The 25,755-nt window shown below is 49.6% G+C and carries 32 protein-coding genes and 1 pseudogene; 23 read left to right on the top strand and 10 right to left on the bottom strand.

What is annotated here, in order from left to right; all coding sequences use genetic code 11:
* The first annotated feature begins 23 nt into the window (after window positions 1–23).
* The 5 genes from CU081_RS15415 (at window position 24) to dbpA (ending at window position 4,891) form a co-directional block, all read left to right on the top strand.
* On the top strand, window positions 24–512 hold the full coding sequence (locus tag CU081_RS15415; RefSeq protein WP_003856913.1) for a hypothetical protein: 489 nt from the start codon (window positions 24–26) through the stop codon (window positions 510–512).
* 316 nt (window positions 513–828) lie between these two features.
* Window positions 829–1,959 (top strand): methyl-accepting chemotaxis protein, encoded by a 1,131-nt coding sequence (locus CU081_RS15420; protein WP_022651306.1) that lies wholly within the window; start codon window positions 829–831, stop codon window positions 1,957–1,959.
* Window positions 1,960–2,049: 90 nt separating this feature from the next.
* Complete coding sequence (gene zntB, locus CU081_RS15425; protein ID WP_003856916.1) at window positions 2,050–3,033, top strand: zinc transporter ZntB; 984 nt, start codon at window positions 2,050–2,052, stop codon at window positions 3,031–3,033.
* Between the two features lie 274 nt (window positions 3,034–3,307).
* Window positions 3,308–3,460 (top strand): proline-rich small protein YnaL, encoded by a 153-nt coding sequence (gene ynaL, locus CU081_RS26300; protein WP_163270243.1) that lies wholly within the window; start codon window positions 3,308–3,310, stop codon window positions 3,458–3,460.
* Window positions 3,461–3,517: 57 nt separating this feature from the next.
* Complete coding sequence (dbpA, locus tag CU081_RS15430) at window positions 3,518–4,891, top strand: ATP-dependent RNA helicase DbpA (protein ID WP_003856922.1); 1,374 nt, start codon at window positions 3,518–3,520, stop codon at window positions 4,889–4,891.
* 43 nt (window positions 4,892–4,934) lie between these two features.
* Here the strand turns inward: dbpA and ttcA are convergent, their stop codons facing one another.
* The 9 genes and pseudogenes from ttcA to CU081_RS15470 all read right to left on the bottom strand — a co-directional run bounded on the left by ttcA (window position 4,935) and on the right by CU081_RS15470 (window position 13,161).
* On the bottom strand, window positions 4,935–5,870 hold the full coding sequence (gene ttcA, locus CU081_RS15435; protein ID WP_003856923.1) for a tRNA 2-thiocytidine(32) synthetase TtcA: 936 nt from the start codon (window positions 5,868–5,870) through the stop codon (window positions 4,935–4,937).
* A 49-nt stretch (window positions 5,871–5,919) separates the two neighbouring features.
* The gene (locus CU081_RS15440; protein ID WP_022651305.1) at window positions 5,920–7,158 is read right to left on the bottom strand and encodes a site-specific integrase; all 1,239 of its coding nucleotides are present in this window, start codon (window positions 7,156–7,158) and stop codon (window positions 5,920–5,922) included.
* Between the two features lies 1 nt (window position 7,159).
* Window positions 7,160–7,372 (bottom strand): excisionase family protein, encoded by a 213-nt coding sequence (gene xisR / locus CU081_RS15445; RefSeq protein WP_022651304.1) that lies wholly within the window; start codon window positions 7,370–7,372, stop codon window positions 7,160–7,162.
* Window positions 7,373–7,436: 64 nt separating this feature from the next.
* Window positions 7,437–7,679, bottom strand: coding sequence for a DUF4060 family protein (locus CU081_RS15450; protein WP_020882485.1), 243 nt, complete (start codon window positions 7,677–7,679; stop codon window positions 7,437–7,439).
* 38 nt (window positions 7,680–7,717) lie between these two features.
* Entirely contained in the window at window positions 7,718–8,803 is a 1,086-nt protein-coding gene (locus tag CU081_RS15455) for a RecT family recombinase (protein ID WP_022651303.1), read from the bottom strand.
* Window positions 8,804–8,812: 9 nt separating this feature from the next.
* Entirely contained in the window at window positions 8,813–11,950 is a 3,138-nt protein-coding gene (locus CU081_RS15460) for a RecE family exodeoxyribonuclease (protein WP_058647468.1), read from the bottom strand.
* Between the two features lie 140 nt (window positions 11,951–12,090).
* Window positions 12,091–12,255, bottom strand: coding sequence for a YdaE family protein (locus CU081_RS26575; RefSeq protein ID WP_014832193.1), 165 nt, complete (start codon window positions 12,253–12,255; stop codon window positions 12,091–12,093).
* A pseudogene (locus tag CU081_RS26580) lies at window positions 12,248–12,403 on the bottom strand (hypothetical protein); the annotation flags it as partial. The pseudogene CU081_RS26580 and the gene CU081_RS26575, both read right to left, overlap by 8 nt.
* Before the next feature lie 365 nt (window positions 12,404–12,768).
* Window positions 12,769–13,161 carry a helix-turn-helix domain-containing protein gene (locus CU081_RS15470; RefSeq protein ID WP_022651301.1) on the bottom strand — a complete coding sequence of 131 codons (393 nt, stop codon included), beginning with the start codon at window positions 13,159–13,161 and terminating at the stop codon, window positions 12,769–12,771.
* A gap of 99 nt (window positions 13,162–13,260) precedes the next feature.
* Here CU081_RS15470 and CU081_RS15475 point away from each other — a divergent pair, with 99 nt between their 5' ends.
* The 6 genes from CU081_RS15475 to CU081_RS15505 all read left to right on the top strand — a co-directional run bounded on the left by CU081_RS15475 (window position 13,261) and on the right by CU081_RS15505 (window position 16,973).
* Window positions 13,261–13,488: a transcriptional regulator gene (locus CU081_RS15475; RefSeq protein ID WP_022651300.1), complete on the top strand. Its 228-nt coding sequence runs from the start codon at window positions 13,261–13,263 to the stop codon at window positions 13,486–13,488.
* A 2-nt stretch (window positions 13,489–13,490) separates the two neighbouring features.
* Window positions 13,491–14,042 carry a toxin YdaT family protein gene (locus tag CU081_RS15480; protein WP_039268913.1) on the top strand — a complete coding sequence of 184 codons (552 nt, stop codon included), beginning with the start codon at window positions 13,491–13,493 and terminating at the stop codon, window positions 14,040–14,042.
* Between the two features lie 84 nt (window positions 14,043–14,126).
* Complete coding sequence (locus CU081_RS15485; protein WP_032645637.1) at window positions 14,127–15,044, top strand: replication protein; 918 nt, start codon at window positions 14,127–14,129, stop codon at window positions 15,042–15,044.
* A complete protein-coding gene (locus CU081_RS15490) occupies window positions 15,041–15,727 on the top strand; it encodes a replication protein P (RefSeq protein WP_014884021.1) in 687 nt (228 codons plus the stop codon). The genes CU081_RS15485 and CU081_RS15490 overlap by 4 nt, the downstream gene beginning before the upstream one ends.
* A 276-nt stretch (window positions 15,728–16,003) precedes the next feature.
* Window positions 16,004–16,453 carry a carboxymuconolactone decarboxylase family protein gene (locus tag CU081_RS15500; RefSeq protein ID WP_014832179.1) on the top strand — a complete coding sequence of 150 codons (450 nt, stop codon included), beginning with the start codon at window positions 16,004–16,006 and terminating at the stop codon, window positions 16,451–16,453.
* Between the two features lie 301 nt (window positions 16,454–16,754).
* Window positions 16,755–16,973, top strand: a complete 219-nt coding sequence (locus CU081_RS15505; RefSeq protein ID WP_014884019.1) for a hypothetical protein — start codon at window positions 16,755–16,757, stop codon at window positions 16,971–16,973.
* Window positions 16,974–17,318: 345 nt separating this feature from the next.
* Here CU081_RS15505 and CU081_RS15510 read toward each other — a convergent pair whose 3' ends face one another.
* Complete coding sequence (locus CU081_RS15510) at window positions 17,319–18,500, bottom strand: diguanylate phosphodiesterase (RefSeq protein ID WP_039268909.1); 1,182 nt, start codon at window positions 18,498–18,500, stop codon at window positions 17,319–17,321.
* 486 nt (window positions 18,501–18,986) lie between these two features.
* Here CU081_RS15510 and CU081_RS15515 point away from each other — a divergent pair, with 486 nt between their 5' ends.
* The 12 genes from CU081_RS15515 to CU081_RS15575 all read left to right on the top strand — a co-directional run bounded on the left by CU081_RS15515 (window position 18,987) and on the right by CU081_RS15575 (window position 25,488).
* Window positions 18,987–19,433 (top strand): VOC family protein, encoded by a 447-nt coding sequence (locus CU081_RS15515; protein WP_022651295.1) that lies wholly within the window; start codon window positions 18,987–18,989, stop codon window positions 19,431–19,433.
* 370 nt (window positions 19,434–19,803) lie between these two features.
* Window positions 19,804–20,028, top strand: coding sequence for a DinI family protein (locus CU081_RS15520; RefSeq protein WP_022651294.1), 225 nt, complete (start codon window positions 19,804–19,806; stop codon window positions 20,026–20,028).
* 106 nt (window positions 20,029–20,134) lie between these two features.
* Window positions 20,135–20,377, top strand: a complete 243-nt coding sequence (locus CU081_RS26855) for a hypothetical protein (protein ID WP_224065701.1) — start codon at window positions 20,135–20,137, stop codon at window positions 20,375–20,377.
* A gap of 39 nt (window positions 20,378–20,416) precedes the next feature.
* Window positions 20,417–21,019, top strand: a complete 603-nt coding sequence (locus CU081_RS15530) for a DUF1367 family protein (protein WP_022651293.1) — start codon at window positions 20,417–20,419, stop codon at window positions 21,017–21,019.
* Between the two features lie 4 nt (window positions 21,020–21,023).
* Window positions 21,024–21,224: a hypothetical protein gene (locus CU081_RS26590; protein WP_071787980.1), complete on the top strand. Its 201-nt coding sequence runs from the start codon at window positions 21,024–21,026 to the stop codon at window positions 21,222–21,224.
* A gap of 2 nt (window positions 21,225–21,226) precedes the next feature.
* A complete protein-coding gene (gene rusA / locus CU081_RS15540; protein ID WP_032645711.1) occupies window positions 21,227–21,589 on the top strand; it encodes a crossover junction endodeoxyribonuclease RusA in 363 nt (120 codons plus the stop codon).
* Window positions 21,586–22,419, top strand: a complete 834-nt coding sequence (locus CU081_RS15545; protein WP_022651290.1) for an antitermination protein — start codon at window positions 21,586–21,588, stop codon at window positions 22,417–22,419. Before rusA ends, CU081_RS15545 begins: the two co-directional genes overlap by 4 nt.
* Window positions 22,420–22,944: 525 nt before the next feature.
* Complete coding sequence (locus tag CU081_RS15550; RefSeq protein WP_022651288.1) at window positions 22,945–23,136, top strand: hypothetical protein; 192 nt, start codon at window positions 22,945–22,947, stop codon at window positions 23,134–23,136.
* 785 nt (window positions 23,137–23,921) lie between these two features.
* The gene (locus tag CU081_RS15560; protein WP_015570936.1) at window positions 23,922–24,308 is read left to right on the top strand and encodes a phage holin family protein; all 387 of its coding nucleotides are present in this window, start codon (window positions 23,922–23,924) and stop codon (window positions 24,306–24,308) included.
* Window positions 24,295–24,576 (top strand): phage holin family protein, encoded by a 282-nt coding sequence (locus CU081_RS15565; RefSeq protein ID WP_022651286.1) that lies wholly within the window; start codon window positions 24,295–24,297, stop codon window positions 24,574–24,576. The genes CU081_RS15560 and CU081_RS15565 overlap by 14 nt, the downstream gene beginning before the upstream one ends.
* Window positions 24,576–25,205 carry a glycoside hydrolase family 19 protein gene (locus CU081_RS15570; protein ID WP_022651285.1) on the top strand — a complete coding sequence of 210 codons (630 nt, stop codon included), beginning with the start codon at window positions 24,576–24,578 and terminating at the stop codon, window positions 25,203–25,205. The genes CU081_RS15565 and CU081_RS15570 overlap by 1 nt, the downstream gene beginning before the upstream one ends.
* Window positions 25,206–25,212: 7 nt before the next feature.
* Window positions 25,213–25,488, top strand: a complete 276-nt coding sequence (locus tag CU081_RS15575; protein WP_032645710.1) for a hypothetical protein — start codon at window positions 25,213–25,215, stop codon at window positions 25,486–25,488.
* The last annotated feature ends 267 nt before the right edge of the window (window positions 25,489–25,755 follow it).

Raw genomic sequence — 25,755 nt, forward strand, 5'->3', positions numbered from 1 at the left:
CTGGCGAAAAACACGGAGTTGACATGTCAGAAAGAGAGCGTTTTTTTAAGAAAGTGCAACAGAGTATCGGGGACAAACCGATCAATGTAAATACGGCTGAGGCCGAAGTCAGGGCGTTTTGTGAGCGGATGGAGGATCTTGCGCAGCAAATCATTACATGGTTTGAAGGTTCTGGTATTGAAATATTTTTATCTAAAAAACATATCACCGATTTAAGTACGGTTGGCTACAGCCTTAGTAGCGGTATATGTCGTTATGCTATTACGACGATCATTTTGCAAAATGGGGATCGCAGCGTCACCATTATGCCAGAACAGGTGATCAGGGGGGCGGAGAAGGGGTGTGTGACGATGAGTATTACTGTCCCCGATAGTCTGTCGGGGGCCAGGATATTCCATTTAAGCATGGCGCCTGAAGCAGGCTGGTATATTCGTCGCGGGCATCAAAGTGCAAAAGAGAATATCCTCATGACTGAGGATTGTTTTTTCAAGACTATCGACTGTCTGGCCTGAACGTCAGCCACCCTAACGGAAGGGGCGTGCAATAACGTAGTTAATATATATTAACTACGTTAACTTATTAAGCACCACTAAACATCGGCACTCTACAGTATCTCTCCTTAAATATATAATTACCGTTATTGAAGGAGTATCAGTAACCAAACGACAAGCCAGATATTTACCGTAACACATGTTTTTTATCCGCCTTAAGTAAAACTGCACATATCAAACTGCAAAACAACAAACCAGCGACGAACGTGAGGACAAATTCGTATGGCAATGCTATAACCCTTAATGCCAACCAAAATATAATGCCCCAGGAAAACGTATGCTAAGAAATATTAGTGTCAGAACGTTCATTGTCTATTTCCTTTTATGTGTATTTTTGGTAAGTGATGGAGTTATAGCACTATTTTCACGGAATTCTTCGCTTTTTATTGCAGTCATAATTGTACAATTCATCGCCTTATTTTTACTCTGGGCGTACATGACAAAATATCTTGTGACGCCGATCAATACTGTGAAAAAAAGTATTGAAGAAGTGACGTCAGGCAAACTTGGCGTGTCGATACCTGAATTTGGCAACAACTGTGCGGGACGTCTGATCCCGGGGATTAATAGTCTCTCCAGCAACATTGCAACGCTGGTCCGTGAGATCCGCGCCTCCTCGCAAACCGCGATGACCCTGTCAGATCAACTCTCTTCACGCAGCGCGCAGCTTTCCGTCAAAACAGAACAGCAGTCAGCTTCGCTGGTGCAAACGGCAGCCAGCATGGAAGAGATGGCTGCAAGTACAAAAAATAATGCCGACAATACCCGTTTAGCCAGCGAACAGGCGAATCTCGCGACGTTGCAGGCGCGTAAAGGCGGAGAGTTAATGGGGCAGGTCGCGAACAATATGCAGTCGATTACCGACTGCGCCCAGCAAATGACAGAGATTATCTCGCTGATTGACGGTATCGCTTTTCAGACCAATATTCTGGCGCTTAACGCCGCCGTTGAAGCGGCAAGAGCGGGCGACCATGGTAAAGGGTTTTCTGTGGTCGCGGGCGAAGTAAGAAGCCTTGCGCATCGTAGCGCCGAAGCGGCAAAAAATATTAAGTCATTGATTGAAGTTACCAGCCATAACGTGACACAGGGCGTTAACGTGGTCTCTGAAGCCGAAAAAAATATGCATGATATTGTTACCGGTTCGGGCAATGTGAGCAGACTGATGGATGAAATATCCGCCTCAACATCAGAACAGGAAAAAGGTATTTCACAAATTACGCAGGCATTGTCTGAGCTTGAACGCGTAACGCAGAGCAACGTGTCGATGGTTGAAGAACTCAATGGATCGTCAGATGTGCTGCGCAATCAGGTGATTGAGCTCCAGACACGAACACGTAATTTCCGTCTGGAAAATGAGCTCCAGGCTGACAATGCGTTAAGAAGCCGCGAATGGGCGGTGAATTCCTGAGCGTATTCAGGACGATGCCTCACATAATTATTGCTTAACCCTCGGCGAAAGCTAGACTGACACCGAAAGAGATAAAACGGTGGAGGCGCTGTGGAGAGCATCAAAGGGTCTGAGGTTAACGTACCTGACGCAGTTTTTGCATGGGTGTTTGATGGACGTGGCGGCGCAAGGCCGCTTGAAGATCAGGATCATATCGACAACGAACATCCATGCTGGCTGCACCTCAACTACACGCACCCGGACAGCGCCGAGTGGCTCGCGTCCACGCCGCTATTGCCCAACAACGTTCGGGATGCGCTGGCGGGAGAAAGTCTCAGACCCCGCGTCAGCCGGATGGGTGAGGGGACGTTAATTACGCTGCGTTGTATAAACGGCAGTACGGATGAGCGTCCGGATCAGCTGGTGGCCATGCGTGTTTATATGGATGAACGGCTGATTGTTTCCACCCGCCAGCGAAAAGTGCTGGCGCTGGATGACGTCATTAACGATCTGAAAGAGGGCACGGGACCAACGGATTGCGGCAGCTGGCTGGTGGATGTGTGTGATGCGTTGACCGAACATGCCAGCGAGTTTATAGAAGAACTTCACGATAAAATCATCGATCTGGAAGATAACTTGCTCGATCAGCAAATCCCCCCACGTGGTTTTCTGGCGTTGCTGCGTAAACAGCTCATCGTGATGCGCCGCTATATGACCCCCCAGCGCGACGTTTATGCGCGACTGGCCAGCGAACGCATGAGCTGGATGAACGACGATCAGCGCCGCAGAATGCAGGATATCGCTGACCGGCTCGGACGTGGTCTGGACGAGATTGACTCATGTATTGCCAGAACGGCAGTCATGGCGGATGAGATAGCCCAGGTAATGCAGGAGTCGTTAGCCAGGAGAACGTACACCATGTCGCTGATGGCGATGGTCTTTTTACCGAGTACCTTCCTGACGGGGTTGTTTGGCGTAAACCTAGGAGGGATCCCCGGCGGTGAATATCACTATGGCTTCACGACATTTTGCGTCATGTTAGTGGTTTTGATTGGCGGTGTTGCGTGGTGGTTGCATCGTAGTAAATGGCTGTAAATTTACGCTTTTCTGTGGCAGAGTCGGCTTCAAAACGACATTTTAATTGAGCGAAGTCAATAAACTCCGACCATGTTAGGTGCAATATTACTCCCGCAGGTGAATGCAACGTCAAGCGATGGGCGTTGCGCTCCATATTGTCTTACTTCCTTTTTTTGAATTACTGCATAGCACAATTGATTCGTACGACGCCGACTTCATAGTCGGCTTTTTTTTGCCTCCTGATTATCTGCGTCTACCCTTTAGGGGTCAGCACCCTAATCTGGAGGAAAAGATGAGTATTCTACTTGCCCTGCAACGCCTGAACACTTGGCAGTCCGATCCGGTGCCCACCGATCCGACGCCGATACCCGATCCTGTCCCACGTCCGCAGCCGATGCCTGATCCACCGCCGGATGAAGAGCCGATTAAATTGTCGCATCGTTAGCGCAGATCTGCGAGGATACGCGCCATCTGACTGCAATCATTACTACGAGAGTATATTGTGACCGCTTTTTCCACGCTGAACGTTCTGCCTGAAGCCCAACTGGCTAACCTGAATGAGTTGGGCTACCTCACTATGACCCCTGTCCAGGCCGCCGCGCTGCCGGCTATCCTTGAAGGCCGTGACGTGCGCGTGCAGGCGAAAACCGGCAGTGGAAAAACGGCTGCATTCGGGCTAGGCCTGTTACAACACATTGATGCAACCCTGTTTCAGACTCAGTCCCTGATACTCTGCCCGACGCGCGAGCTGGCCGACCAGGTCGCGGGTGAGCTGCGTCGTCTGGCGCGTTTTTTGCCTAACACTAAAATTTTAACGCTCTGCGGCGGGCAACCGTTTGGTGCGCAGCGCGATTCCCTTCAGCACGCGCCGCATATCATTGTGGCAACGCCGGGCCGTCTGCTCGATCACCTGCAAAAAGGCACCGTTTCACTCGATACACTGCAAACGCTGGTGATGGATGAAGCTGACCGCATGCTGGATATGGGCTTCAGCGATGCGATTGACGAAGTGATCCGCTTTGCGCCAGCCACGCGTCAGACGCTGCTCTTTTCTGCCACCTGGCCTGAGGCGATTGCGGCGATCAGCGGGCGCGTGCAGAAGAACCCGCTGACCATTGAAATCGATACTGTCGATGCGTTGCCGGCGATTGAGCAGCAGTTCTTCGAGACATCGCAGCAGGGCAAAATTCCACTGCTACAAAAATTGCTGAGCCAACACCAGCCAGCGTCCTGCGTGGTGTTCTGTAATACCAAAAAAGACTGTCAGGCGGTGTGCGATGCCCTGAATGATGCCGGGCAGAGCGCATTATCGCTGCATGGTGATCTGGAACAGCGCGATCGCGATCAGACGCTGGTGCGTTTCGCTAACGGCAGCGCTCGCGTGCTGGTTGCAACGGATGTGGCGGCCCGTGGTCTGGATATTAAATCGCTTGAGCTGGTGGTGAATTTCGAACTGGCATGGGATCCGGAAGTGCATGTCCACCGCATCGGGCGTACTGCGCGTGCGGGTAACAGTGGTCTCGCCATCAGCTTCTGCGCACCTGAAGAGGCGCAGCGCGCTAATATTCTTTCGGAAATGCTGCAACTGAAACTCAACTGGGTGAATACCCCAGGTAATATCAGCATCGCTCCGCTGGCGGCGGAAATGGCCACCCTGTGCATCGACGGCGGTAAAAAGGCCAAAATGCGTCCCGGTGACGTTCTGGGGGCGTTAACAGGGGATATGGGTCTCGACGGGGCAGATATTGGCAAGATCACGGTCCACCCTGCGCATGTCTACGTAGCGGTTCGCCAGTCGGTTGCGCATAAGGCCTGGAAACAGTTGCAGGGCGGGAAGATTAAAGGGAAAACCTGCCGCGTTCGACTGCTGAAGTAAGCTTAAAACGCGTCTCAGAAACAATATCTGAGACGCTGCCAGGTTACTTGACTTCTACCACGTTCAGGCGCAGTTCATCGAATTGCGCATCCTCTTCCTCTGGCTGCCAGCCAGCAGGCTGCATCGGGATCTCTTCGCGATCAAACGCCAGATCCCCGCCATTCACCACTTCTGAACCGTGGTTAATCCCTTTGAAATCGAACAGTTCAACGTCGGCGAGGTGCGAAGGCACCACGTTCTGCATGGCGCTGAACATGGTTTCGATGCGGCCCGGATAGCGTTTATCCCAGTCACGCAGCATGTCGCCAATGACCTGACGTTGCAGGTTCGGCTGTGAGCCGCACAGATTGCACGGAATGATAGGGAAGGCTTTGGCCTGAGAGAAACGCTCAATGTCTTTCTCGCGGCAGTAGGCAAGTGGGCGGATCACGATGTGTTTGCCGTCGTCGCTCATCAGCTTCGGTGGCATTCCCTTCATTTTGCCGCCGTAGAACATATTCAGAAACAGCGTTTGCAGAATGTCGTCCCGGTGATGGCCAAGCGCAATCTTGGTGGCACCCAGTTCGGTTGCGGTGCGGTACAGAATGCCGCGACGCAAACGTGAGCAGAGCGAGCAGGTCGTTTTGCCCTCTGGGATCTTCTCTTTAACAATGCCGTAGGTATTCTCTTCTACGATTTTGTACTCAACGCCCAGGTTATCAAGGTACTCCGGCAGGATATGCTCCGGGAAGCCAGGTTGTTTCTGATCGAGGTTAACCGCGACCAGGGAAAAGTTCACCGGTGCGCTTTGCTGTAGATTACGCAGGATCTCCAGCATGGTGTAGCTGTCTTTACCGCCCGACAGGCAGACCATGATGCGATCGCCTTCTTCAATCATGTTGAAGTCTGCAATGGCTTCGCCCACGTTACGGCGCAGTCGCTTTTGCAGTTTATTCAGGTTGTATTGCTCTTTCTTTGTATTTGATTGATTTTCTTGCATTTATTACTACCTTCGGAGCCAATAGGGGCATAATAGGGGCAAAAATTCTTCAGCGTGCGAGCTTGTCGTTAAGCATCAGCACCTGTTCGCCATTCATTTCTTCAATCCACGCACCGTAGACTTCATAAACCATTTGCGCGTTTTCATGCCCCATCTGGCTGGCTATGAAAGACGGATTAGCGCCGGCAGATAAAAGCCAGCAGGCAAAAGTATGCCGCGTATGGTACGGATTCCGGCGGCGAATACCAGCACGTTTTACAGCTGCGTTAAATCTGGAGCCGATACTCGATAAAGAGTAGTAGGCCTTCTGTATGCCCTTGCGCATCCTGGGCATGAAAACAAACCGCAGGTTCTGATATTCCATCGCACCATACTCTCGGTGATGAAACACAATCTCGGTTTTGGGCTGTAACGAAGTCAGCTTACGCTGTGCCTTCAAGGCCTCTAGTGCTGGCTCTAAAAGCGTGATAACGCGATCACCTGCATCGGTTTTTGGTGGGACGAACATTCCTAGCGCATTAAGGTTGCGCTGTATATGAGCCGTACCTTTTTCCCAGTCGATATCTTCCCAGGCAAGAGCTGCAAGCTCTCCATGACGGACACCAGTATAAACTGCGAACGTCCACATATTGAGGCTTTGGCCACGCTCGGATGCCGCAAGCAAACTAAACTCCTGCTTCGTTAAAGGATCCGGTTTTACTTTCCCTTTGTGTAGTTTCTTGATCCCTTCAAAGGGTTTGCCACTGATAAAGCCAGACTTGTGTGCAAACCGAAGAAGAGAGCACAGAAGCGATATATAGTTGTTCACGGTACGCACAGTGCGTCCCTGTTTGTTACTTCTGGGATTTGCCAGGTAAAGTGTCTCACCGTTCAACAGCTCCTTTCTGTATTTCAGAATGTCGCTGTGGCGTATAGTTGAAACAGGCGTATCTCCGTTAATGATGTGCATTAACGTACCGAGTTGTGAGCGAGTCTTACGCATGGTATTCGCGCTAATTTCGGTTTCTTTAATGCTCGTCCACAGCTCACACAGCTCTGAAAAGGTTTGAACTGAAACAGTGGTTACGGTTTTTTTTGCTCTGGACGATGAAGGAAAGCGCTGATGGTAATCAAACTCTCCAAGGTTGATCTCACTAACGATCACAGCCCGAAGATTCCCGGCTTTTTTGATGTTCGCCGGGGTGTTAATCCAACCTTTGAGAATTTCGCGGCAACGCTTTCCCCGGTACATAAACCAGATACAAATCTTATTGTTTCTGATTTCGACACCTGTAGGCAAAGCTGCCATCTTACGCATCCCTTATTAACTGATTAATTCTCGGATAGTTATACCAGGTTGTGCCACGCAAGGTTTTTTCCCCAGAAGGCGATATCCGTTTAAAATGGACACCTTCTACCCAGCAGCCCTGGCGATACTTCTCAATCTGTCGTTGGGTCAGGCCTGTTTTTTCTGTGAGCCTGGCGCCAACAACCCATTCTTCGTTAAAAATTACCTGCGACATGGTTCACCTCAGGTAACCGGCATGAGTATAGATATGCCGGTCTTCAGTCGTTGATATTTCAGTTTCAGTTTGCCTGGCCGGGCAGGGAACGCAGTCGGCGCATGCCGGTCATTGCTGTGGCCACGTAGCTTGCCTTGCAGTTCACTACCTCGACCCAGACCTTCACGCCTTCCACTCTCACCGTATAGGTCTCTTTCATCTTGCTGCGCCCATAGTCACCATATCTTTGCTGGTGGGCTGCGAGCGCGATTTCACATGCCTGGCGAGCTAAAGGGGATTGCTTACTGCCTCGATTAATCAGTCGCATTTCTTCTCCTTGAGGGAGGGTTTCTCCTCCCGATCTCGTTAGTCCACGTATTCCGGTTTCATATCCGCCAGGGTGATGCTGAACTGATCGTGTAGTTCCTCTCCTAAATGGCGTTTCACAGATGCCAACACGCGTTCAGCTTCGCCAAAGCGTTCTGCCGCACCGGGTTCATCTGGAGATGGTAGGGAGTTGATTGCCGCTTCCACCTTGTTACGAGCATCAACCAGGTAATAACGCTTCACAGCTTTGTTCTTCAGTTCAGTGAACAGGGCAGAACCCAGCGTTACTTTCACGGTTTCAATATCTGCGCGCAGAGCTTTAGCGCTATCCACATCCTGAGCCGCCTCGATCCGGTCACGGAAATCATCAGCAAGTGCATCAATATTTTGAGCTGATTCCTGAGCCGTTTGAGTCATAGTGACGTTGTCACCTGAAATGTCTGCAAGGCTTACGTGCTGCGCCGGTGCTGGGTTTACCTCTCGTTCTTCACGGCGATCATCCAGTTCATCCGGGGTATAAACACCCAGAATCACATCCGGGCAGAACAGTCTCGCCCAGCGTTTGACAGCCAAATATGCCAACTGCTGGCGTGGGTCGTCAGCCCACAGGGTAGAGTTTCGGGTTCGGGCCTGAGCCAGCAGTAAATCAAGTTCTCTCGGCTGATCTTCACCTTTCAGAGTTGCGCGGATAATGATGCCGATCCCGGCTTCGTCAGCCAGGGTCCAGCCCGGGACGCGGTACTCGCCTTTATCGCCTTTACGGATGTGGAATTTTCCTACAACCTTTTCCCATGGACCGTACCACTCATAATCAAAACGACTGGCAAGCACGCCGCTGCGTGAAATGACGGCATTAACCAGTTGAGCTTCATACCCGAGCACACCGTTAATCAGGTGCGTCTTCTGCGCCACGGCAAAGGGATTCATCTGCCACTGTGCCGCTTGCATTGCTACCGCCATGCAGTCGGCCTGATTACCCTGTAAGTGTTTAGGAACAGTCGCGGTGCCTTGCGCCATGATCTGCGCGAACGTGCTGATGGCGTTCAGATACTGGGAATCGAACAAAGCCACGTTGGAGTTAATAACGGTGTTCTGGTCAGCAACGGAAACGTTTGTGTTATGCATAAATCCCCCTTAAGCCTGAGCGCGCAGCGCTTCGAGGCGGCGCAGGTCGAAGTCGTTCAGTTCATCGGTGTAATCGGTAGTGATCGGCGCTGGCCATTCGCCCGTGTCGAATCCGGTTGCTATGGCACGCATCGTTTTGCGGTACTCGAGCATGCCCAGTTCCAGCAGTTCGGTGGATGCCTCAATGATGGCGATCCAGTGGTAGTTCTCGTCTTTGTTGACGAATATCCAGAAGAACTGGTCCAGCCCCGCGGTCTCGCAATACATAGCTGCGCTGAGGTGGTAGTCCCGGTCAATGATTTCCCGGTGTAGCCTGGCGCGCAGACTTTCTTGCTTCACATTCCACATGCTGATGGTTTTCAGGTCAGCACCGATGCGCACGCCGTCCAGTTCAATCTCAAGGTCAGGGCGTACACGCACTTCTAAACCTGTTTCGTCGTCAAAGCCGAAGTAACTCACTTCAACGGCGCGGCTTGGATGTGTCAGCAGCATGCCGGCGGTCGGGTGCGCCAGGAGTGCAGATTGAATTGCCCGCGCTGTGGCCAGTTGCTGGCGGGTAACCAGAATCTTTTCGCCAGGGTTGTCGCGCCAGGCATCCAGCAGTTCGTCGGCGAATATGGCATCGGGCTTAACCGACTTAACTGCCTGGATCATGTCTGCTTTAGTGCCGGACACTTTCAGCGGCGTCGGTTTCTGCGCTTCCTGTGCGACCAAATCAGGATTGATGATCGCTAATTGCTCGAGTAGCGCATCACGGCTGCCGTTGGTTTTAACCGGCACGGGCAGGGTGGCGTTGTACTCTTTAATGCATGCCTTCATTGCCGTTGCTGTCTGTTTATGGCCTTCTTCAATACGCTGGTAGTCAGCTGGGAGAGCCATATAGCTTTGAGCCGTTTCTTCCAGGCTCGCGCCAAGCGGCACTGGAGCGGGAAGGGATGCGTTATGTTGTTCAAGCAACGCTTTAATCTCGTCAGCACTCAGCAGCGCCGGCAGGCTGGCGTTGTACGCGTCGATGAACTCGCGCAGGGTTGCGGTGGTGGTGAAAGCATCCTCCGGGATCTCCGGTTCTAAGCTGAACTCTGCTTCGAGGTTTTCCGGCTGCAATGCAAGGGCATGCACCAGGTTTCCCATGTCCAGCACTTTTGATGCTATGCGAGGGATAGTTTTAGCTACATGGCGCGCATTGAAGTACATCAGGCTGACGCGGGCATCTTTCACCTGAGTTGAGCTGATGCCGTTTGCTGCGTGATAAACATCATTCGGCAGACCTTCGTAGCGGTCAGGTTCGAAGTAGGCCGGGTATTCGATTACTGGCTCTGACTGTTGCTCTTCCGGCGCTATGGAATCTGTCTGCGTATTAGCTGCATAAGCGCCTTCGCCTGGTTGTACCGAATCAACATCTTCGTCTTTCTCTGGCTTAGCCGTTTCCATCTGCACATCGCTGGTGGTCTCCGCTGTGTATTTCGTGTTTTCGACTTCATTTGAGGAGGTATTGACGACCGGTTCGGTATTTCCACCCATCAGGCCATCGATGGAGAACACGCCGCTGCCGAGATTTTCAACCTGCGGTTGTTCAGCTGGGGCTCCAGTCTCAACTACAGGAGTAGGCAACGGCAGTAATTTCACAGCAGAGTTAAATTCAGCCGTCATGGTTTTATTCACAAACTCAAGATGAGCCGCTGGCGTGTGGTGGATGTTATCTGGCGCGATGCGGATCAAGTTGAAGATTGCCGCACGGTTAACCGCCAGTATGCCGGGCTGATTACGCAGGATGGCGCTCCAGGATTTCCATGGTTCTTCTTTCTTCGCCACGATTTCTTTGGCACGTCGTAACACGCTCGAAGGAATTTCGAAGTGGTGGAAGTCCATAGGCAGTAGGGCGCATGCGATCTCAAGATCGAGAGTGTCCAGAGTGTGATGCGCGCCTTCGCCGCGATCCGTTACATAGCCGCCGTCGGCATTGGTACCAGAATCGGTGCGCTGAACATTACTAATGCGGTTACCGGCTGCCCATTCGCGAACGAGAATGCCGCGGTCAATGTAATCAGTCGCCGCCCAGATTCTGGTGAATCGGAGAACCAAAGCGAGTTCGTGACGCTTCTCCTGGCTGAACACTTTGCGAATGGCGTCGGTGTAGCGCCACAGGTCTTTGGTATCGTAACCCTTCACCTCTTCGCAGTTTTCTGCCGCCAGCAGCAGGTTCTGGACATAGCTGTTGTCTGTGTCCATTTCCAGCGCGCTGATACCTTCGTATTCTTCGCGGGTCAAGTGGTGGCGCAGTTCGTCGGCGGTGAACTGAGCGAGTAGCTGCTTGCGAAATGGCATACGAACGACTGGATAACGTGTGGTTTCGTCATCATTCTCGTCAATCTGGATACCGTTATCAGGTTCCAGAAACTGATCGGTTGTAACACCGGTCTCGCTGGCGCTTTCTGATTTGAGAAGATTAAGCTTTCCGCTTCTCCACTCTTCAATTAACTGATTGCGATCGCTGGCATCTGCTCTCGCCCAGTCAGCCATGAATGCAGCGATAATTTCAGTTTCGTGCGCTTCATCTGGCGCGAATACCTGCTTAATCGCCTGAACCAGTTTCCACTCAGCGTTCAGGCTGAGTTCGGCAACTTCAGGGATGTCGTTTTTCGCCAGCAGCAGGTTCTGGAGATAGGTGTTGCCTTCATCCAGTGACATTTTGCTGGCAGCCAGCTGCTGCTCTTTACTGATGTATGACTGGTATTTGTCGTTGGTCAGGTGGACGGCAAAACGGACCGCTGGAGTGCGGTTTTCAAGCGGGACACTCTCGACGGAATTTTCGACATTAACGGACGTTTCCGATGCCGCGGTGTTGTCCATGGCTCCAGTAGACTCAGCACCAGCCTTTGGCAGCCAGGTGCGTCCATCGTCCTGCAGTTTGTAACGTTTGCACCAGGTGTAATCCACGGTGCTTTCTTTCGGGAGGTCGTTATACACCGGGAAATCGGTGCGAACCGGTTTGGCGTAATCCTTACCGCGTCCGGTTTCAATACCGGCATCTTCGAGCTCAACATCGAGCTGCAGGTTGGCACGGGCTTCTGATTTCGCAGTGAACCAAATCACTGCGTCTTCTTTGCCGGATTTCTGCGTAGCCTTAACTACATAGAAAAATTCCATGTGAGATCCTCTTTTTTGGATGTAAGATCCCCGGGCCAGAGAAAGCGCCCATTGGGTGAACTTTGGTTTTTTAAGTAGTTTTCCGGTGTAACTTTGGTCGGGAGCACCGGACGTACGGGCCGCCTTGCGCGGCTTTTACGTTATGCCTCGTGGGCCATCTGGTCGTACGAAGCACAACGTTCAGAGCAGTATTCTTTTTCTTTGCGCGCCAGCTGTGCGCCGTTGCAATAGAGAAGGGTACTTTTGACTACTTTCGCCGGTTCAACCGGCTTGCCGCAGTACCCGCATTTCGTTGAGTTACACATCTGGATTCCCCTTTTGCGCCAGCAGGTAGCACAGGCGGCGAAGAATCACCTCGAAGAAGTTCAGCTTTACAGCCTGCTGCCGTCCTGGTTTGCGTGCGAAATCAATCATTCTCACCCTCGTTTGCCTTATCGCCGGCCAGCGGAACGTTTACACCTGATGCGCGTTAATCTCTCCACCTCATCCGAATATTCGTATGCCATCGGCGGCTACTTCGTGGGCGTCCTGCCTTGGTGGAACGTGATGCGTCTTGTTGAGTTAGATTAAACACAAAGTTTAAGTTGCAGTCAACAAAATGAGTAATTTTAAATAAACAAAATGTTTATATGATGCTTATGGAGAGTGAAATTTTGTTCTTTGGAGGCAAAAAATTCGACGAAATGGTACAGGCAGGAAGCCCGGGGAATGGACGCTTAGTACAAGGGATGTGCTAGTTATTCGAGGCGCATAAAAAAAGGCCACTTTATGGCCATTTCTTATAGTAGATCTTTACGAATCATTGCTGAAAGGATTACTCAATCATCCTGCGAACGAATCCGGCCTTTCATATACTTATCATATAGTTCGTCCAGCTCTTTCAGGCGAAGCGCGAAGATGCGAAGCATGTTCTGTTGCTCTTCTTCGGGAAGCTGACGGTAAAGTTCCAACAGGCGTTGTTCGTCCGGCTTCAGTCCATCTTTCTCGCCAACATCTTGGCCAAGCAGCCACTCAAGGCTCACCCCAAGCGCATCCGCCAGCTTAATCGCTGAGCTTTTACCAATCGTCCCGCGTACGAACCAGTTATTGACCGATTGAGCACTGACGCCACAAATACGGGCCATGTCTGATTTGGTCAACTTCTTGAGCTCAAGAACCTCGTTAAGCCGCTGAACTTGTGGGTGGTTAATCTGATGAGTTTTTTCTTTCATGGACGAATTCTAAACCAAATGTTTATTAGCTCAATATTCAAAATGTTGACATAAACATAAACAAAATGTTTAATTGCGTTGTTGTTACAGGAGCTATTTATGAAAGCAATTGATAAAGCAATTACTAAAGCAGGAACTGCTACGCGCTTAGCCCAACTGCTAACCGTAAGCGCCATGACTGTTAGTCATTGGCGAAATCGATATCAGGGCGTCGTCCCGGCAGATCGAGTTTTGCAAATTTATGGGGTTACCGGCGTAACTCCGCACGAGTTGCGCCCAGATCTCTACCCAAACCCAACAGACGGTTTACCTAAACAGGAGCCTTAACTATGCAAACTGTTTCATTTCAACAGAGTAGCAGAGCATCCTCTAATCCACTGATATTCCCGTGTCATCAAAGTGAACCGGCAGAGCAGGAAATTGATCACCGCGATATTTGTAATGCAGTCCGGGCGTGGGCAGCGGCAGAAGGGCGCGTAGCTGTTGCGCTTCAAATTCAAGAAGCAGCGGAAGAACTTCAAGTTGTTGGCGTGGATTTTTCAGGCCAGGCCGATGTCTGGAACGTGAAGCTGTTCCGCTGGCTCGACAACAAAGAAGACTCCGCATCGTACCGGAGAAACGTCGAACAGCTGGTGCCCGCGATCATGTCTGTATTACCGATTCGGTATCGCGACCGTGTCGTAAAGAACGACACTTTCGCGTATCGCATGGCCAGACTGGAAAAAGAGGTGAGTGAGGCGAAGCAAGCTCTGATGCTCGATGCACCGAAGAAGGAAAAACTGAAGGAGTTAGGCGAGGGGATTTTCGAAATGTTCAGAGTCGATCCGGACCTTACGGCGCCGCTGTTGGCGATGGTCACAACCATGTTGGGGGCAATGTGAAGACTTCAGAAAAGGCGAAAGCCGCGGTGCTCGAACACCAACGGCTTTCAGGTGCAAAAACGGAGTGTAATTGCGGAGCTAAGTATGTCAAACACAGCTGAAATTATCAATTTCCCCCATAGAAACGAACAACCGGGAGGTCGTATGGCCGACCTGTCGAACGGGTATACCAAGGTCGCTAACGAGATCCAACAGCTCAAGCCTCGTCTGAGAATGTCAGGCCGGGAGTGGCAATGTTTTGAAGCGGTGATCTGGCTTACCTACGGCTGGAACAAGAAGCAGGACCGCGTGACGAACACGGTGATTGCCGAGCTTACAGGGCTGAGTGATTCGCATGTTTCTGATGCGCTCAAATCACTCGCAGAACGTAAAATTATCTTCAGTCAGAAGCAGGGCGTGATGAAAACGGTCGGTATAAATACTGACCTTTCAGCCTGGATTTTAGACAAACCGAAAACGGGAAAAACCTTCCCGAAAACGGGAAAAGTGTTACCGAAAACGGGAAAAATCTTCCCGGAAACGGTAGACACCCAAGACTATAACAAGAACAATATTAAAAGATCCTCGTCTCGGAATTCTGACGAATCCCGAAACCAGAAAACTCAAAAGTTTCTCTCACGCCATCCAGAAGCTGCCGCCGGGATATACACCCCGGCAGGTAAATCATGGGGATCCGCTGACGACCTCAAGGCCGCTCGCTGGATTTACGACAGGCTTCTTACCGTCAACGCATCGCTATCTGAACCCAACTGGGCTGAATGGGCAAACACCATCAGGCTGATGCGTGTCCAGGACAATCGGACTCACTACGAAATCTGTGATTTGTTCCAGTGGGCTAACCGGGACGAGTTCTGGAAAGACAACATCCTGAGCCCCTCAAGTCTGCGAAAGCAGTGGGATCAGCTCACCACCAAACGGCTGCGTGCAACCGGAGCGGTAAAACCTTCCCGGGGCAGCATCGATCTGCATAACACCGACTGGATTGACGGGGTGCTGGAATGAAAAACCTAGCCGAGAGCATTCGCAATTTTGACCGGGAACAGGTTCGCCGCGTGGCGCACAACATGCCTGAGCAGTACACCGAACGCGAACAAACGCAGCAGGTGGCGCAGATTATCAACGGGTTATTCGTTCAGCTGGCGGCCGCGTTTCCGGCAAGCCTGGTTAATCGCAGCCAGGAAGACGTGAACGAGATTCGCCGGCAATGGGTGCTGGCGTTCAAAGAAAACGGGATAACCACAATGGAGCAGGTTGAAGCAGGCATGCGCATGGTGCGTCGCCAGGAGCGTCCATTCCTGCCGTCACCTGGCCAGTTCATCAAGTGGTGCAGGGAAGGGCGCTGCGTGCTGGGGGTCACCACCGCAGACGTGATGGCTGAATACTGGAAGTGGCGCAAGCTGGTGTTTCGGTACCCGAGCAGTGAGCAGTACCCCTGGCCGAAGCCGGTTTATTACCACATTTGCCTCGAGCTGCGGCGTCGCGGAACTGATGGCCAACTCAGTCACAAAGAGCTTGAGCGTGAGGCCGGTGATATTCTTGATAGGTGGGAAAAGCGGGTGCTAGCCGGGAAGCCGATTCCGCCTATTCGTCGGGCGTTGGCTGCGCCAGTTGCTCCGAAAGGGCCGACACCGGCGGAGCTTTTGAAAGCTAAATATCAACGGATGAAAGCAGATGGCAGGGCATAGTGAGGAAATGGTCTGTTATGAGCGAGAAGCGGACTCTACCGTGGATTTTATCAACACTCAGGGTTTGCTTTTAAAAATTGTTATCCAGTTTTACTGCATGAGGTATCCCATAATTGTCCTACCGTTTTACTCATTTTTTGTCTCTTTTATCTATGACATCAATGGTTAAGATTACAACGTCTGAGCAGACGTACTAATTTAAATTCTGTCATTCAGTCGTAGCGATTCTGTGAGGCATCTTTTTATTTTAAACAACTCAAAAAGGTGGAAATAACGATGAAGCGTCCAAACTGGTTTCAAGTTTCCGATAAAGGTGGCAAGGCTATAGCAGCGCTCCATCATTACGCCACTACTGGTACAGGTTTACCTGCCGAGCTGATCCATTTAATTTTTTTAAGAGTTTCCCAGATCAATGGTTGTGCACACTGCATAGATATACATACTCGCGATCTTATCAAGAGTGGCATGTCCGTCGAAAAGATTGTATTGGTGCCTGTCTGGCGAGAAGCTACCTATTTATTCTCGGATATAGAGCAAGCTGCCCTCTCATGGGCGGAAGAAGTTACCCGTGTTAGTGAAACACATGCTTCCGATGAAGCATATTCCGCAGCGCTTTCTGTATTCGGTGAAAAAGATTTGGTTGAACTTACCATTGTTATTGCCACCATGAATGCCATTAATCGTATGGGTATTAGTTTTCGAATGAAGCCGCTTGCTAAAGCTTGACAGATGTAAATAGCTCCCATAAGGGACTCTGGAGCTATATTAAAGTCTGCTTCTGGCACACAAATGACATCCCAGCCTGTGCATGACCGTAAAAACTACCTTCACTTGATAAGCCGCTTCGGGTTATGACGAGGCGCTTGTGTGACATGCTGGAAAACCAATTTAGGCGTTTACTGAAAGCCTGGTTACCCTGGCTAAACGACCCTTAGAAATTTCTAAGGCGAAATAGTCACATAAGTCTTCTCCACGTGTGTTATAACCGAGTTACAAATCGCCACCACTGGCGGTAAAGAGGCATCTCATGAAACAGCGCATTACAAGAGCAATCGGCCTCAGCAAGTTCTCGCCACGTTGGGTTAAGGTTATCTGTTTACGATTGACTAAAAACGATATTGAGCGCTCCCTCAACGCTCTTCTGGCCACAATTGATGAATCTGACCTATCTTCGGAGCAAGTCAAAGCATTAAGGGAATGCGTTGAGAGAATTAACATCGAAAGGGGAAAGAGGATGAAAGCGTGAGCACTTCAGATAAAAGGTAAGCCAATACTGTATAGGCGCGGCAGCGTTTGCTGCCCAAGTATCGCTTACCGGTCGGTACCAGCTGAGCTATAAAAGCCAAATATGACTGGATGAAAACTGGTAGGAGGGTATAGGGATGAACTGGTTCTTCGTAAACGAAATTGAGGCCAAATATCTAAGCCTGCTCCGTTTACCGCATTTTAGCTGAGTACTGAAGCATTGCTTTTGCACCCGCCGGGCCCGCTGACTTTTCACTATATATTAGTTTATCCGCTTCCAGCTTGACACCCATCGATTATGACTGCGTTAAGCCTATGAAAAAGTAATAAGTCTACAAGTTTTTTTTTAACATTCTATGAATTCATTAGATTCTGGCCAGAAGATCTTCAAATATCCATTTTTATCATATTTTGAAAAAAGATTGCCCTGGAAGCAAAATATACCAGCGGATTCTAGCCACATCCATTCTTCTGGTTGTTCGACACCTGTTGCACAAATCCTTATCTCTAAAAGTTCGCCGCAACGTATTAAACTTTGTAGTATCGCCTGCTTAGAGCCGTCCTTATGTATATTATGGATTAGTTGAGGGTGTATTTTGAGCTTCTCAGGCTGAAATTTCGAAAGAAACAATAAACCTGCATTTCCCACACCAAAGTCATTAATAGCAACACTTAAACCGCAGCTTTTGAGAATCTGCACGGAATGCGCGAACTCATCAATTTCAGGGATTATTTCGCTCTCAGAAAACTCAACTAAAACTTGTTCTGGGTGTAAGTTACTTTCTCTGATGTAATCGAGCAAAATCTCAATCGCATTCGGCACCCTCAGTAAGGTTAAAGGCAGGAGTGTTATTGATACTCGTTGTGAAGAGGTAATGAAACCCCCTGCAATTTTTAACAAATCTTTCTTCGATTCCAAATCAAAAAGTAAATTATTGGCTTTTATAACGTCATTATCTGATTTAGCATTCAAGACAAAAGAATGAATCTGGGCAGCGAGAGGGTCTATAACTGCATACATGTCTTCGATAATGGCGGGATCAACTGATGATACATCTATTTGATCGGATGAAAAAAACCAACTGAACCTATCAGGAAGTTCATAATAGCTATCTGTCTCAGCAGAATCTATAAATGTACGGAAAAACCTTAAGGCTCTGTCGTTGTAAAGCATTTTATGTTGGGTTGTTCCACGTTGAAGAACCCTGTCCAGACACTCTTCTTTACTGAATAGTCTTATATCAATTAATTCCATGCCTGAGCGGCCAAATCGTCGATAGGGGGCATAATCGGATAAGAGTTCTACAATGTTAAAGTGAAGTGTATCTAGGCAAATCTTTTCATAGATTTGCATTACAGCTGCTTCATCACCTTCCAGAAGCTGTAAGAAATGAATCCCATTGAAAAGTAAAACACCAGTTACCCCCGTACATTCATTTCGGGAATTTGCTTCACTGACCATGTCAATAATGGATTGAATTGGTGTATCAGCTCGCAGGTGGCTTCGGTAGATGATAGTAGTAAGCATAGTTGCACACTTTAAAGGATTTTCTTCTAAAGTAGCATACGAAAGGTCAGTTAGGGCTATTTAACTGAAAAATTTACAAAAACGAGTACGGTAAAGTTAAAATTGTGCATGAAGAGTACAATGCTTCACAAAAAACCATTAAATTAACGTGGTTTAATCCTGCGAGAAATTCACGATTCTGCAACGTAAATTTGCTTGGTATGCACACGTGACAAAGTAAAAATTGATTCTAAGATTGCGGTAGTAAAAATTATCACATGGAGGTTCTAATGGTTTTCATTGTGGCTTTAACTTTATCTCTTCTTCTTTGCGTAGCGGGCCTTATCTTCATTTTGCTGGAGCTAGTTAGCATAGGCTGCAACCCTCAACGACATTGAACGATACGTGCAAGAAATCCAGCAAAAGCATTGATTGAAAGGCACTTGACCTCAAGTTAGCTTGAGCTTTTAAGATGGCGATTCTCGATATAGTTAAAGGATTAGCCTAATGAAAGAGATTGATGTCGGTTTTACGCACGTTGCGTTTGTTGTTAGAGATTTGGAAAAAAGTATTGATTTCTACAGCCGTTATGCTGGTATGGAAGTCGTACATAGTCGAGAGCCTGATCTTCCGGAGGCACGTAAAGTCGCGTGGTTAAGTGACCGAATTCGCCCTTTTGCGCTTGTCCTTGTCCAGGTTGATGCTGTGACTGACACCCCTTTAGGTAATTTTGGTCACTTGGGAGTAGCTTGTTCAAGCATTGAAGAAATCGACAATAAGGTAGCGATGGCTAGAATGGAAGGCATCTTGCGAAAAGAACCGGCTCAGGCAGGCGAACCGGTAGGTTATTATGTCTTCTTCGCTGATCCTGATGGCAATACACTTGAACTTTCTTATGGTCAGAAAGTCGGGATCGAGGCTTTCCGTCAGGATGATAGAGTGCCTGCATCTTAGTGAATTTCGATAACCGGTTGGATTACATTACGCTTTGGTAATGCTTCATGTCGTTTTAGAGCTTGCTGACTTATTTTTTCTCAATAATAGCAAGCTCCATAATAGCCTTTCCGAATTTTCATTTTATTAATTTCACCTCAAAACCAAAACCTTGTAGCAAAACTGCACAAAACTCCACTTAAAGCTGTTCAACATAACTATTGATTTTTGACCACCAAATCCGAGATTCCTCCCATATCGTCCATAAAGCAGATATCTACAAGTCTGCAAGCGCTCCGTCGTGCTAACACTCTTTAATCGTTGCAAAATCCGTAAGATACGTTTATAAATATACTGTATATGCATACAGGTGTTCATTGCGGAGGGAAAAATGAAAATCGAGTTAGCCATTGATCGCATGAAGAAACTTCCTGATGGAGCTATACCTGCACTAGAGTCAGAACTGCTCAAAAGGCTCAGCAAGCAGTTTGATAATTGTCAGCTAACGATCAAGCGTGACAGCAATGATGGTCTGAGTGTTTTCGGGGGCGACAAGAAAGAGGTTGAGCAAATCGTGCAGGAGACCTGGGAAAGCGCCGACGAGTGGTTTTATTAATCGCGTGAATTTCACTGGAGCAGTTTCAAAGAGTATCGCTGTTTGCGTTCCCCTGGCTGTTCCCGATTACTGTTTACCGCGTCAATAAGTCGCTCTGGGGGAAATAGTGTGTAGTGCAGATGCCTTTAATGCAGATGATCAATGGTACGACGTGGTCAGAAGGGCCGATAAAGCAGTTATCTATAGCTTCCCGGCTGAGGGCAGATATCTGGTTTATCGAGTAAATGGAATAGTTTCATTACGACCGTTGCTCGAAGAGGAAGAAATATTCACTCTCAACGGGTTTATGCAATTTGCAAAACGACTGGGGTACCGAGTTACACCACCGTCTGATATTATTCTTTCATAGGCCTGAACAACCTATACCTGATGCGCCACGGAGAGAACCATGGCGCTAGAATTACAACTTATCAAACACCATTCAGGAATACTGATCCCGGCTACGCCCGAGACCAGGGATATCCTGCAATCAAAAACCCGGCTCGGCGATATTCTTGTTGCCGAGTTCAGGCGGTTACGAAACCCGGCATTTCACCGGCGCTTTTTCGCGCTTCTCAATCTCGGTTTTGAATACTGGGAACCAACCGGCGGGGCTATCTCTAGTAACGAGCGGAAGCTGATCTGCGGCTACGCCAAGTTCCTGGCATCTTACGGCGGGAATGAGGGTGCGCTGATTGATGCTGCTGAGCAGTACCTTGAGCAGGTTGCTTACCGGCGCCTCACAAATGGCATTAGTCTGTGCAAATCCTTTGATGCTTACCGCTCCTGGGTGATCGTCGAGGCAGGGCACTTTGATGCCATTCAGCTACCTGACGGAACACTTAAAAAGCATCCACGTAGCATCTCATTCGCCAACATGGACGAACTCGAGTTCCAGCAACTATATAAAGCCGCACTCGATGTCCTCTGGCGATGGGTCCTGTCCCGTTCATTCCGCAGGCGTGATGAGGCCGAAAATGTTGCCGCTCAGCTGCTTGGTTTTGCGGGGTGAGGGAATGAAATTTACCTGGTTCCATCACACCGACTGCAGCACCGAACAGGCCGACGAATTGGTTAAGCGTTACAAAGCGCGCGGCGTGCGAGTAGAGCGTAGCCTTAATCCGGATTACGTGACCTGGACTGTAAGTGCATTCTTGCCGACCTCAAATACACCAGCGCGCCCGGATAGTCGCTGGCGAAACCGGATGTGGGGGTGAACGTGAAGACATATCAAATCACTTTGCCCTGGCCGCCGAGCAATAACCGGTATTACCGGCACAACCGCGGGCGCACGCACATTAGCGCTGATGGTGTCGCGTACCGCTATGCCGTGGCCAGTATCATTCGAAGCGCCCGTCTTAATATCCGGACGGCCGCACCACTCAAAATCCGAATTGAATGTCACATGCCCGACCGTCGGCGCCGCGATCTGGATAACCTGCAAAAAGCTGCATTTGACGCTTTAACTAAGGCGGGGTTCTGGCTGGATGACTGCCAGGTTGTCGACTATCGCGTTGTGAAAAGGCCTGTCGTTAAAGGCGGAAAATTAGAACTCACCATCACTGAGCTGGAGACCGCATGAATCTTGAAAACACCCTTAAATATCACTTCGCAAAATCGACAATGATTAGCGACTCGCCGCGCGCTACGGCGTCAGACTCATTAACCGGAACGGATATCATGGCCGCTATGGGTATGACGCAGGAACGGGCAGCATTGGGTTATAGCGCCTTTCTCGGGAAGATGGGTATCAGCAACAATGACCGGGAGAGGGCGATCGAGTTACTGGCCCAGTACGCGCTGACCAAATGCGATCGGGTTGCTGCGCTGCGCAAACTGGACGCCGGGCTTAAGCCACTGGTAATGCATCAGCTGGCCAGTTTCGCGTTCGAGGACTATTCCCGCAGCGCCGCCAGCGTGAAGCAGTGCGATGGCTGCAATGGGGAAGGGTTTGTTGATGCGGAGGTTTTCAGCACGAAGTCTCACACTCCGGCAAAAGAGAAGAAGTTCGTGAAGATGTCTTTGTTCATGGGCGTCGAAGATGTTCGACCTTCTGAGTTTGAGATTCGCAGACAGGTCAGGGAGATAGCGCGCGTTCTGTGCCCTCAGTGTAAGGGTAGGAAGGTAGTAAGTTGCGCCTGTAGAGATTGCAATGGTCGCGGGAAAGCCATTAATCAGACTCTTACAGAACGGCAGGGCGTTCCGGTTTTAGCTGATTGCAAGCGCTGCGGCGGACGTGGATATGAGCGTATCCCCTCAACTAAGGCTTACGCCGCGGTGTGCCAGATAACGAATACAATCAGCTTGGATACCTGGAAGAAGTCTGTTAAACCATTTTACGATCAGCTAATCACCAAGTTTGACATCGAAGAGGCCTGGGCTGATGCACAGCTGAAGCAGATAACAAAGTAGGGCATTATTTTATCGTGAGCTATTTACTTTTCCCGAATCTGTGGTAATTTTGCTCTAACGATGGGTTATTGCCTTCGTTTAAAGCCCTGCGGTTATCACCGCGGGGCTTTTTTATAAGCTAAGCATGGCATTACCCAAATGTTCTCTTCACTCTCAAAAATCAACCTGAATAGACGTAAAAAAGCATAGCTATACGAATAAGTCTCTAGATTCAAAATGAGACAATGACTACCTCTTAACTACCATTGAGGTTAGTGTCATGCAAAAACGAGGATTTGTACTCTATCTGGTCGCCATTATTGTTTTTGGATTGTTTATACAAATCGCACCAGGAGAGCTTCTTACTGGTTTCAAAAACGCCTTCGGAGATGCCTTAGTGGGCATAATTGGGCCCAACAGATAAAATGTAGCTTAACGCTCCTCGTTATCAGGCGGGATGTTTGACTCAATCCATTTTGAAGTATTTCTAACGCCATGCTTCTCGCCGCTGCTATAAACTGAACTAATAACAGTGAGGAGATGGCAATGACAGAAGGTTTCTACTGGATTCAGCACAACGGCAGAGTGCAGGTTGCTTACTACACCAATGGTGTAACTGAGGATCTTGAAACGGGCCAGACAATAACTGGTATCTGGCATCTGACGCAGGGAGACGACATTTGCCACAATGGAGAGGCTGAGGTGATTGAAGGCCCTCTACCTGTACCATTTAAATGAATATATTGATCTGATTACTTGGCAGATTCTTTGTACTGCACATATGCTTTTTAAGCATCCTGCGGAATGTATGGGTTCTGAAAGCATTTTGGTGGTGAATCCCCCTATGCGGAGGGGCGTTCCAGCAATTACCAGAAAAGGAAACCTCTCAGACGCGAGAATGTTTGCTGGAGTAATTCTCACCGGAAGGAACCCGGCACCACTCTCTCAGCTATTGCCAACTTAGCAACTATGCCTGCTGTCCGAGCAGGCTTTTTTTTGCCGAGAGAGATAAACTATTGACCGCATGAATATATCCTGAGTAGGTTATGCAAGTGGTGAATCCCATCTAAGCGATGGGGCGTCTGGTTAACTGCTATGTGCAGGTATGCGCGCGACTTTGACGACCAGAGATAAGTCACCGGGAGGCACCCGGCGCCACATCCTCAAAAAAACGTTTTGTCGACCACCAGGTTCTGAATCGTCATATACACTTCTAAATGAAACAATTTAAGAGGTGAATTATGAAAGAGGGATATTATTGGATTAGACACAATGACTGTGTCCAGATCGCCTACTTTTCGCACGGTAAAACTGAAGATATGGTTACAGGAAAAATAATCAGAGGCGTCTGGCATCTAACTCGTGGCTACGATCTATGCCATAACGGTGAAGCGGTCGTTCTGGAAGGCCCAATATCCCCACCTTTATGAACATAATTCGAAGAACACAGGCTGCCTCAGGGTGGCCTTTTTTATTTCCCCTCAAATTTACTGAGAGGATTCACAGCAATATGAGGGGGGCCGATGTCCGATCCATTTTCCGGCACGGGGCTGGCCGGTTTAGCTTTGACTGGAGCCAGTGTCTACGGTCTATTGACCGGAACTGACTACGGTGTTGTTTTTGGTGCATTTGCTGGCGCCGTATTTTACATAGCGACAGCAGCTGACCTGAGTGTGTTACGTCGCCTGGCATACTTCTTCGTGTCGTATATCGTCGGCATTCTTTGTTCGGGGCTGTTGGGTTCAAAACTCACTTCCTGGACGGGGTACACCGAGAAGCCTTTGGATGCTATCGGTGCCGTAATAGCTTCTGCGTTAGCCGTTCAAATCCTTACGTTCCTGAATAAACAGGACATCGGCTCGCTGGTGGCGCTAATAACGCGCCGGGGAGGTTCAGGTGGTACTAAATGACCCAACAGCAACTATCAACGCGCTGCTCTGCGCCGGAGTTGTGATTACTCTGATGTTTTATCGCCGTGGTGATTCGCGGCATCGGCCATGGATTTCGCGTTTAGCCTGGCTGATTACCGTCACTTACAGCGCTGTACCGCTGGCGTACCTGTGTGGGATTTACCCGCATTCATCATGGGCCACCATTGCGGCCAATATCATATTCCTTTCAGTGCTGGTGGCCGTCAAAGGCAACGTTGCACGTCTGGTTGATCATCTGAGGCACTAATGGACAAAGCACAATTTCAGAAGGCGGCTGGTATCAGCGCCGGGTTAGCTGCACGCTGGTTTCCGCATATCGACGCCGCTATGAAGGAATACGGCATTACCGCACCGCTTGATCAGGCGATGTTTATTGCCCAGATGGGGCATGAAAGCACCAGATTTACCCGGCTGGTGGAGAGCCTGAATTACGCGGTTGAAAACCTGGTACCGACGTTTGGTAGCCACCGCATCACACAACAGCAGGCCGCCGCACTTGGCAGAACGGCAACGCAACCGGCAAACCAGAAAGCGATCGCCAATCTGGTATACGGTGGTGAGTGGGGAAAAGAACACCTTGGCAATCAAGTTGCCGGTGATGGCTGGAAATATCGTGGTCGCGGGCTGAAACAGGTTACCGGCCTGAGTAACTATCGCAGTTGTGGCTACGCGTTGAAACTGGACCTTGTTACCCACCCGGAGCTGCTTGAACAGGATGAATACGCCGCGCGCTCAGCCGCATGGTTCTATGCCTCCCGTGGTTGCCTGCTTCATTCCGGCGACGTTGAGCGCGTGACACTGTTAATCAATGGCGGCCGCAACGGGCTGGATAAGCGCCGCGAGCTGTTTAACCTGGCGAAATCAGTTCTGGTATGAGGTGAGTGTGGGTATCGAGACAATAATCGGGCTGGCCGCACTGGTCATTTCCGCTATCGCCGGCGCTTTTGGCCTGGGCCATATTCGCGGCACCAGCAAAGCAGAAGCCAAAGCCGACCAGCAGCGAACCGAAGATAACGCAGCGGCAATGGTCGCAGCAGCCGAACGCAGGGTAGAAACAACGAAAGAGGCCAGCAATGTACAGCAGACTGTTAATCATATGCCTGGCGACGATGTTGATCGCGAGCTGCGTGACGAATGGAAGCGTCCCGGCGGTGGTTGATACCGGTTGTGATTGGGTGAAGCCAATCTTCCTGACGGATCAAGACATCGACGTTCTGGACCGCCAGACGAAGAAAGACATCCTGGCGCATAACAAAGCATGGAAAGCAAATTGCGGGAAAAATTGAGCCTCATCCCTGAGGTTCGGACACAGTCTCTCCTCTGGACTTTAACCGTAGCAAATATTGAGAATTCTGTTATACAAATGGACAATTCTTGGGGCGCAGATGATTAATTAGCAGGGAAAAGCTTGAAGAAATCAGGGTGG

The organism is Enterobacter sp. CRENT-193 (assembly GCF_002787395.1).
Lineage (GTDB): Bacteria > Pseudomonadota > Gammaproteobacteria > Enterobacterales > Enterobacteriaceae > Enterobacter > Enterobacter hormaechei_C.

What these genes read in the sequence shown, in the direction of transcription:
- CU081_RS15415 (WP_003856913.1), top strand. Translation starts at nt 24, where the DNA reads ATGTCAGAAAGAGAGCGTTTTTTTAAGAAAGTGCAACAGAGTATCGGG.
- CU081_RS15420 (WP_022651306.1), top strand. Translation starts at nt 829, where the DNA reads ATGCTAAGAAATATTAGTGTCAGAACGTTCATTGTCTATTTCCTTTTA.
- ynaL (WP_163270243.1), top strand. Translation starts at nt 3,308, where the DNA reads ATGAGTATTCTACTTGCCCTGCAACGCCTGAACACTTGGCAGTCCGAT.
- ttcA (WP_003856923.1), bottom strand. Translation starts at nt 5,870, where the DNA reads ATGCAAGAAAATCAATCAAATACAAAGAAAGAGCAATACAACCTGAAT.
- CU081_RS15440 (WP_022651305.1), bottom strand. Translation starts at nt 7,158, where the DNA reads ATGGCAGCTTTGCCTACAGGTGTCGAAATCAGAAACAATAAGATTTGT.
- xisR (WP_022651304.1), bottom strand. Translation starts at nt 7,372, where the DNA reads ATGTCGCAGGTAATTTTTAACGAAGAATGGGTTGTTGGCGCCAGGCTC.
- CU081_RS15450 (WP_020882485.1), bottom strand. Translation starts at nt 7,679, where the DNA reads ATGCGACTGATTAATCGAGGCAGTAAGCAATCCCCTTTAGCTCGCCAG.
- CU081_RS15455 (WP_022651303.1), bottom strand. Translation starts at nt 8,803, where the DNA reads ATGCATAACACAAACGTTTCCGTTGCTGACCAGAACACCGTTATTAAC.
- CU081_RS15460 (WP_058647468.1), bottom strand. Translation starts at nt 11,950, where the DNA reads ATGGAATTTTTCTATGTAGTTAAGGCTACGCAGAAATCCGGCAAAGAA.
- CU081_RS26575 (WP_014832193.1), bottom strand. Translation starts at nt 12,255, where the DNA reads ATGTGTAACTCAACGAAATGCGGGTACTGCGGCAAGCCGGTTGAACCG.
- CU081_RS15470 (WP_022651301.1), bottom strand. Translation starts at nt 13,161, where the DNA reads ATGAAAGAAAAAACTCATCAGATTAACCACCCACAAGTTCAGCGGCTT.
- CU081_RS15475 (WP_022651300.1), top strand. Translation starts at nt 13,261, where the DNA reads ATGAAAGCAATTGATAAAGCAATTACTAAAGCAGGAACTGCTACGCGC.
- CU081_RS15480 (WP_039268913.1), top strand. Translation starts at nt 13,491, where the DNA reads ATGCAAACTGTTTCATTTCAACAGAGTAGCAGAGCATCCTCTAATCCA.
- CU081_RS15485 (WP_032645637.1), top strand. Translation starts at nt 14,127, where the DNA reads ATGTCAAACACAGCTGAAATTATCAATTTCCCCCATAGAAACGAACAA.
- CU081_RS15490 (WP_014884021.1), top strand. Translation starts at nt 15,041, where the DNA reads ATGAAAAACCTAGCCGAGAGCATTCGCAATTTTGACCGGGAACAGGTT.
- CU081_RS15500 (WP_014832179.1), top strand. Translation starts at nt 16,004, where the DNA reads ATGAAGCGTCCAAACTGGTTTCAAGTTTCCGATAAAGGTGGCAAGGCT.
- CU081_RS15505 (WP_014884019.1), top strand. Translation starts at nt 16,755, where the DNA reads ATGAAACAGCGCATTACAAGAGCAATCGGCCTCAGCAAGTTCTCGCCA.
- CU081_RS15510 (WP_039268909.1), bottom strand. Translation starts at nt 18,500, where the DNA reads ATGCTTACTACTATCATCTACCGAAGCCACCTGCGAGCTGATACACCA.
- CU081_RS15515 (WP_022651295.1), top strand. Translation starts at nt 18,987, where the DNA reads ATGAAAGAGATTGATGTCGGTTTTACGCACGTTGCGTTTGTTGTTAGA.
- CU081_RS15520 (WP_022651294.1), top strand. Translation starts at nt 19,804, where the DNA reads ATGAAAATCGAGTTAGCCATTGATCGCATGAAGAAACTTCCTGATGGA.
- CU081_RS15530 (WP_022651293.1), top strand. Translation starts at nt 20,417, where the DNA reads ATGGCGCTAGAATTACAACTTATCAAACACCATTCAGGAATACTGATC.
- CU081_RS26590 (WP_071787980.1), top strand. Translation starts at nt 21,024, where the DNA reads ATGAAATTTACCTGGTTCCATCACACCGACTGCAGCACCGAACAGGCC.
- CU081_RS15545 (WP_022651290.1), top strand. Translation starts at nt 21,586, where the DNA reads ATGAATCTTGAAAACACCCTTAAATATCACTTCGCAAAATCGACAATG.
- CU081_RS15550 (WP_022651288.1), top strand. Translation starts at nt 22,945, where the DNA reads ATGACAGAAGGTTTCTACTGGATTCAGCACAACGGCAGAGTGCAGGTT.
- CU081_RS15560 (WP_015570936.1), top strand. Translation starts at nt 23,922, where the DNA reads ATGTCCGATCCATTTTCCGGCACGGGGCTGGCCGGTTTAGCTTTGACT.
- CU081_RS15570 (WP_022651285.1), top strand. Translation starts at nt 24,576, where the DNA reads ATGGACAAAGCACAATTTCAGAAGGCGGCTGGTATCAGCGCCGGGTTA.